Origin of the sequence: Nostoc sp. LPT, assembly GCF_017115165.1 — a bacterium.
Lineage (GTDB): Bacteria > Cyanobacteriota > Cyanobacteriia > Cyanobacteriales > Nostocaceae > Nostoc.
The window spans coordinates 1-6,206 of sequence record NZ_JABXKF010000089.1 but is presented as its reverse complement, the minus strand read 5'-3'; the positions used below and the strand labels follow the sequence as shown (position 1 = coordinate 6,206).

8 protein-coding genes are annotated in these 6,206 nt (G+C 38.8%); 5 read left to right on the top strand and 3 right to left on the bottom strand.

Features of this window, described 5'->3' with window-relative positions; all coding sequences use genetic code 11:
- The 4 genes from HWQ58_RS18465 to HWQ58_RS18450 form a co-directional block, all read left to right on the top strand.
- The coding region (locus tag HWQ58_RS18465) for a hypothetical protein (protein WP_292865565.1) at window positions 1-354 on the top strand (354 nt) is incomplete at its 5' end.
- A gap of 266 nt (window positions 355-620) precedes the next feature.
- The gene (locus HWQ58_RS18460; protein WP_292865562.1) at window positions 621-2,162 is read left to right on the top strand and encodes a papain fold toxin domain-containing protein; all 1,542 of its coding nucleotides are present in this window, start codon (window positions 621-623) and stop codon (window positions 2,160-2,162) included.
- On the top strand, window positions 2,125-2,877 hold the full coding sequence (locus HWQ58_RS18455; protein ID WP_366838199.1) for a hypothetical protein: 753 nt from the start codon (window positions 2,125-2,127) through the stop codon (window positions 2,875-2,877). Before HWQ58_RS18460 ends, HWQ58_RS18455 begins: the two co-directional genes overlap by 38 nt.
- 154 nt (window positions 2,878-3,031) lie before the next feature.
- Complete coding sequence (locus tag HWQ58_RS18450; protein ID WP_292865556.1) at window positions 3,032-3,493, top strand: hypothetical protein; 462 nt, start codon at window positions 3,032-3,034, stop codon at window positions 3,491-3,493.
- A 247-nt stretch (window positions 3,494-3,740) separates the two neighbouring features.
- On the opposite strand, the gene truB is transcribed toward HWQ58_RS18450, so the two are convergent.
- The gene (truB, locus tag HWQ58_RS18445; protein ID WP_292865553.1) at window positions 3,741-4,625 is read right to left on the bottom strand and encodes a tRNA pseudouridine(55) synthase TruB; all 885 of its coding nucleotides are present in this window, start codon (window positions 4,623-4,625) and stop codon (window positions 3,741-3,743) included.
- A gap of 362 nt (window positions 4,626-4,987) precedes the next feature.
- The gene (locus HWQ58_RS18440) at window positions 4,988-5,365 is read right to left on the bottom strand and encodes a hypothetical protein (RefSeq protein WP_292865550.1); all 378 of its coding nucleotides are present in this window, start codon (window positions 5,363-5,365) and stop codon (window positions 4,988-4,990) included.
- 123 nt (window positions 5,366-5,488) lie between these two features.
- On the opposite strand from HWQ58_RS18440, the gene HWQ58_RS18435 reads away from it, so the two are divergent.
- Window positions 5,489-5,662: a hypothetical protein gene (locus HWQ58_RS18435; protein WP_229463161.1), complete on the top strand. Its 174-nt coding sequence runs from the start codon at window positions 5,489-5,491 to the stop codon at window positions 5,660-5,662.
- A 90-nt stretch (window positions 5,663-5,752) separates the two neighbouring features.
- Here HWQ58_RS18435 and HWQ58_RS18430 read toward each other — a convergent pair.
- Window positions 5,753-6,206: alpha-ketoglutarate-dependent dioxygenase AlkB (locus HWQ58_RS18430; RefSeq protein WP_292865546.1), on the bottom strand; the 454-nt coding region annotated here is incomplete at its 5' end.

The following is a 6,206-nucleotide window of genomic DNA, read 5'->3' as shown; positions in this document are numbered from 1 at the left end:
CAAGCTTTCTCGGTCTATATCTTGAGGCAGGTTTTGGCTCATATTTATGATACTCTCCCTCAAGTGTCCCCCTTGTCAATACTCTGCCACCTGAATCCTTACACTTCAACCTCGCTGATACCCGCACTGGAGGCTATGATAGCATCGCTGATTTTACTGTTGGAGATGATACTATCTTCATTTCTAAGGCAGAATTTGAACTCAGCCAATCTGCGAATACTACACTTGATTCCAACTTATTCCGACTTGGTAGCAATGCGACAACAGCAGGCGATCGCTTTATCTACAATCAAACTACGGGGAACCTATTCTTTGATAAAGATGGATTGGGTGGTACAGCACAAGTTCAAATAGCCCAGTTATCGAATCAGGCACTGCTTACTAGTACAAATATTACTGTAATTGCCTGATGGGAGCTAACAATAACCACCAAATGTACATTACCTAGCAACAGAAATAATTGGAAGCCAGTATTGAATAACCATAATGAGTCAGCGTCATGTATTGACGCAGCCAGGGTTAAAACAGTCTTATTCTACCTCTAGGTAGATTAAGGCATTTATTACCAACCTAGATGTAAACTGCACCTATTTATCTTGAAATGTGAGGAGTTAAGACTAATGCGATTAACGATAAATAAATCTGTTTCTAAATCAGTTGGAATTTGGACTTTTCTTTTACTTTTTATCCTTAAAGGAGTTTTTCCTGAACCTGCCTATGCGTTGTCTTCTCTAGACGCTTGTGCTGTTAAACCTGAATGTGCTGAGGCTATAGGCTTAGAATTATCTTCTACTATTGCTGCTCCCACTGCTGCTGGTTCTGGCGTTACAACTATTAGCACTACTACAGCTGCTGGAGCCACTTCTTCTTCTGTGCAAGTTGTTTCTGGGACTACAGTTGTTGGAGATATGCGCCTAACTGGCGTTGCGGCTTATTTTATTTGGAATAAAGCTCAAAATCAGCAGGCTCAAAATAAAGCTAAGGAGAGATATTGTTTTTTTAATGCACTTGATATGGTTTGTGGCCTACAAGGTCAATCTTCAGTTCTTTATAATTACAAATTTCACCAAATAGTACGTTACAGGAGGTCTCATTATCCCGACAAAGTTGTAACTCATCATTATCGAAGTTGGCGACCTGTACCAGGGGCAATTAGAAGTTTAGCTAATCAATATCCTGGTGGTCATTTTGGTGGTGGTTATCCTCCTAGTGCTGATTATATAAATTGGATTAGTTTAAATGATGGAGATGGTAATAATCAAACCCGTGGAGTCGTTTATGAGTCCTCAACTGGCGACCCTATGGGAGGGTATGATTATGCAGATTATTATAACAATAATGCTGAAAAAGGATGGATTAGCGATCTGGTTCGTGCTGATGGGCTGCCAGATAATTCACCCCCTCGTGATTGGAAAGATTGGCCTCAAGAAAAGCGCAATGCGGCTGTTCAATTACTAAATAAATCTGACTGGCAAGGTTTAATTACTTCAATGCCAGCAGGAGGCATATTAAATCCTGGGGATAAACTTAAAACTAAAACAGTTATTATAATTCCAGGGCAAGAAACAGATGACCCTAATACGCCAGCAGATGAGCGGTTGTTGAAAAAGCAATCTGGATTTTTTACTTTCCCTGGAATTCCTGATTTTGATAAAGATGGTATTCCAGATGCAACTGATCTAGACAATGATAATGACGGAATAGTAAATACGAATGATCCAGCACCGCGCAATCCTAATGTTCCATTCGCAAGTAGTTTACCTGATGAGTCAGCAAAAGTTACTCCTGAAGTTCTTCAAGACATCCGCGACATTGTAGACAGTTTCAAACCGAATGAAAATCTTCAATGTGTTCCATGCGCTGCTAAAATTGAAGTTTACTTAAAAGAGAAAGGTATTCATGGAGAGCGGATTATACTTGATACACCAAGACAAACAAGGTATGATGACTTTATTTACGATGATAGTCTGCCAGCAGGGTCAGATGCTATTGCAACTAACGGTCATCATGAAGGAATTGCGATTAGAATTAATGGAGAAAAGAGAGTTTTTGATAACCACCACCCAGAAGCAGTCACAGAGGAGCAGTGGATAAATAATCTAGTATTTGATAGTAAAATTCATTTTGGAGCAAGTTTTAAAAGATCAGGATACTTATTCTAAAATTCTGGTGTACGTAATAAATATGAATAATCTCACTAGGCTTCTCCAAGATATTAAAGATAACCCAGTCATGTATTTAGATAAGCCATCAATTACTTGTCTTTATTCATTTTTAGTTGGGTATTTAAGCACTCGAAGTGAGATGGGATTAGATAGAGAAGGGTCTGGAATTGAGGGGTTTCAAGATTGGATACAAGAAAGAGAAAAAACTAATATTTCACAATCATGGGCTGGTATACTTCTATTTTTTGGTGGTAGTGAAAGAAGTGCTTTTTCTAATTTTTTTGAACTGTTTGAAATATTTTTGAAACGAAATGAGAGTTCACCAAATAAGGAAAATGGAAAAAGCCTTAACTCTTCTGGGAATGATTTGAGGTTTTCGGTACGCGCTCTCTATGAGCTTCTGGATAGTATCAAGAAAAGACCTGGAATGTACTTAGGTACTAGCTCAATTACTAAGCTTGATATGCTTTTGCGGGGATATAGTCTGGCTCAAAGAGAAGTTGGCGTACCCCTAACTGAGCAGGAAAGAGAATTTGAAGGTTTTCAATCATGGGTTCAAGAAAAATATGGGATTAAGTCAGGTCAGTCATGGTCTAAGATAATTCTTTTCTATTCTGTAGACGATCATGAGGCGCTACAGAAATTTTTTGAATTGTTTGAAGAATACTTGAACAGGAACAAGAATTCAGATGTAGATGAAAATAGTGGTTAAGCAGAAAGTATTAAGATACAAGGTTGGGTTGAGGAACAAAACCCAGCACTCCAATCAATGTTGGGTTCGAGTTTTTCAACCCAACCTACACCTAATGCACTATTTTAGCTGTGCCACGCCACTACTCTTATTTTCTCTTTTGTAGGTAATCAATATGAATAATTTCTCTAGACTTCTCCAAAAGGTTAAAGATAACCCAGTCATGTATCTAGACGAGCCATCAATTATTTGTCTTCATTCATTCTTAAATGGGTATCTAGATGGTCGAGTGGATCTAGGATTGGCTCGAGAAGGTTCTGGAATGCAAGGATTTCAAGAATGGATACAAACAAGAGCAAAAACTAATGCAACTAAATCTTGGGCTGGGATAATTCTCTTTGGTTCGGGAAGTGAAAGGATTGCTTTTTATAGGTTTTTTGAAGAGTTTGATCAGTTCTTAAAGCAGAAAAATAATTCAATAACTCAAGAAAGTGAAGACGTTTTACCGCTTCGTCAGTTTGATATTTACAACGAGATTCTAAAGGGCATAAAGAAAAGACCAGGAATGTTCTTAGGAGGTAGTTCAATTACTAGACTAGATATGCTTTTACGAGGATATAGTCTGGCTCGAAAATAAGTTGGCGTACCTCCAACAGAGCCAGAAAGGCAATTTGAAGGTTTTCAATCATGGGTTCAAGAAAAATATGGCATTAACTCAGATCAGTCATGGTCTAAAACAATTCTTTTCTATTCTGTAGACGAGGATGAGGCACTACAGAAATTTTTTGAATTGTTTGAAGAATACTTGAACATTACCGGAGGCGCAGCGTCTCCGGCTCCACTCCTAAATTCTGAATTCTGAATTCTGACTCCTGAATTCTTCTTCAAGAAATCGGTTCAAAAACCATTTGCGGAATTAACACTTCATCTTGTAATTGTCCAACACCTAAAAAGCGAGTCTCTTCTTGATAAACTCGCACTATCCCAGTAATATCAGAATTTAGAGAAACTCGCTGACCTTGACGCCATTTTTGAGCAGATATTGCTGGTAAAGTCACATACAACAAATGTTGTAAGGCTGCATCAGGGGCGAGAGGTTGAAACGTCCCGCCTTGCAGTTTAGTTTCTAAGTCGGTGAAAGTGAGACTATCTGTTAAATCGAAACCACTGCTTTGGGTGCGGATCAAAGCCGCAAGAGTGCCACCAGTTTCTAAGATTGCACCTAAGTCACGAGCGATCGCTCTAATATATGTACCAGATCCACAGGCGATCGCCACATCCAATTCGGGGAAATCTCCTTCTCTCCAGTCCAAAATATCTATCTGAAAAATTTCCACTGTCCGCACTGGAACTTCCACCATTTTCCCTTGGCGTGCTAAGTCGTAGAGACGTTTGCCATCCACTTGAATTGCACTGTAATTCGGTGGTATTTGCTCAATCTTGCCTTCAAATTGTGCCAGTGCAGTTTTTACCTCTGCCAAACTCAACCCAGCACAAGCTTGAGAAGCGATGATTTCACCTTGTAAATCATCGGTTGTAGTCCGCACACCCAGACGAATCGTAGCCTTGTAAGCTTTGTTTTCTGGCAGATATTGCAATAATCTTGTGGCTTTACCAAGTGCGATCGGTAAAACTCCTGTTGCTGCTGGATCTAAGGTTCCTGCGTGTCCTACACGTTTGAGGCGCAACAATTTCCGCACCCGCGCTACGCAGTCGTGGGAAGTCCAGTCAAATGGTTTGTTTAAGTTGAAAAAACCTTGAGATAACACAATAGCAATACTTTTACTTTTTTCTTTCTTAAATACTCATTTAATACTCAAATATTATAATTTTAGATTTAAATATAAAATATAAGTATAAAATCATACTATTAAATTAGCGAGAAATGCTCACTCTCTTAACCCTGTTATTGGGGAAAGAGGAATAAAAGCATATCTTTATCCTATATCCTCAGAATTCTCTAGTATTACTCCAATAACTTCAGACATATAACCTCTATTTAAAAGTCCACATCGATTTTTTCTTTAAAAACATCAAAAAAGTCACATAGCCTAACCTTACATCCCAAAGCACTCACAAAAAAACTCCCCTCTAAGATGAAGGGAGTTAACTAAGAGAGATTAATGGATGATTACTGACTCAGTAACCCGATAGCCATTTCAAGATACATTTTTGCTTTATGCAAAGCGAGCAATTTCTCTTGGGTGTACCTATCTGGGTAATTCATGATTTTTCCTTCCATTGTGATTTTGATCAGTGCAGCTTGCTCATCTGTAGGAGCATTCATCTCATCTATAGCGTTACTCAGTGCTTGCATGAAAGCAAAAGTAGGAGGTTTTAATCCTTTACCTGCCTCAAACTGGGATAACGCCATTTGAGGGAATACCATCAAGGATGTAATCCATGAGGTCTTGTACCCTTTATTCCCAGTTGGTTTGATGCCGTAGCGTAAGCATAGGTCACGCAGTTCTTTGATGGTTTTGATTTCGAGTTCCGAACGTGTAAACATAGAATTACCATTTCTCAAAAGTGGTATCGGTGAGTTACAAGTTTTCCAGACAGTACGCTCACCGATTTAAAACTATATACCGATGGTTTCGTCGGTTTAAAGCTATTTTTACATCTCTAAACAATGTCTGACCGCAAGGGTAAACCTGAAAATTTTGGTAATCCACAAAGCAAAGAACTAAATGAGCAGCTTAGTTTCCGTGTCACTAAGGAAATGAAGGATGCGGTTAAAGCTAAGGATGACCCGCCTGAATTTTGCCGTCAAGCTATTCAGAAGGCACTAGATGAGGGTGTGTAGTTAATTGTTCAATAACTTATTGAATAATAGAAAAACCTCCCTACTGGGTAAGGGAGGGTGTATATTGCAAATGATTGTTTCCAAATATCATCAACGGCAACGATCAATTACCCTGAAAGTTAGATTAATTCTTGGTTGAACTTTCTTCGATGTTTTTGGGATTTGATGCTGCCAAAAATGCTGCGTTGCTCCTGCCATAACAAGAAGGCTGCCATGTATTAACTCAATTTCTGCTTTCAAATTCTTATCGTGCTTATGCCTAAACATAAACCTTCTTGCTCCACCAAAACTAACAGAACCAATTACAGGATTGTTACCTAATTCGGGTTCAGCATCAGTGTGCCAAGAAATTCCATCATTTCCATCTCGGTAAAGGTTGAGCAAAACGCTGTTAAACTTAACTTTTGCAATTTCGTCAACTTTCTCTTTTACTTGTAGCAACGTAGGCGTCCAAGGTTCTGGATCAAAATGAATACCTGAGAATGTATATGATATCATGTCCGGATAATCGCTTACGATAAAAGTAGTGAGTGCAAAGATGAGT